The sequence below is a fragment of the Thiohalocapsa halophila genome, assembly GCF_016583825.1.
Lineage (GTDB): Bacteria > Pseudomonadota > Gammaproteobacteria > Chromatiales > Chromatiaceae > Thiohalocapsa > Thiohalocapsa halophila.
The window spans coordinates 1-510 of record NZ_NRRV01000287.1 but is presented as its reverse complement, the minus strand read 5'-3'; the positions used below and the strand labels follow the sequence as shown (position 1 = coordinate 510).

The following is a 510-nucleotide window of genomic DNA, read 5'->3' as shown; positions in this document are numbered from 1 at the left end:
GGAGCTTGGTGAAGGATTGGTAGCGCAGATCGAAGGTATCGATGAAGGGCAATGCCGCGATGCGGGTCTTGAGCCGATCGATCTCCTCGCGCAGCGCGACAACCTGGGCATCAGTCTCCGCGACCCCAGAGGCCAGCAGTGTCGCCAGTTCCTCTTCGAGCGCGCGGATACGACCGCGATACGGCGCTCCTAACGCCGTTCGCCGGGCGATGGCACCGCGTAACGAGCGCACCACATCGATGTTGCTCGGCGCGCCCTCGGTCGCATAGCCGGCGCGCACGGTCTTGAACTCGGTAGTGCCAACCAGTTGGTTGCGCACCAGGTTCGGTAGCTCAAGGTCATCGAATAGAAGATCCAGGAACTCCTCGCGCGACAGCTCGAAGACGAAATCGTCCTCACCGCTACCACCGCGGCCAGCGCGCCCCTGCCCGGCCCCTTGACCCTGGCCACCTTCTGGGCGCTGCACCCGGTCACCGGCCTCGAACTCCTTATTGCCCGGATGGACCATAT

The 510-nt window shown here is 63.9% G+C and carries 1 protein-coding gene; it reads right to left on the bottom strand.

The genetic code is table 11. The features are described 5' to 3' along the window. Window positions 1–510 (bottom strand): DUF444 family protein (locus CKO31_RS26430; RefSeq protein WP_200243999.1); only part of this gene is annotated, 510 nt, incomplete at both ends.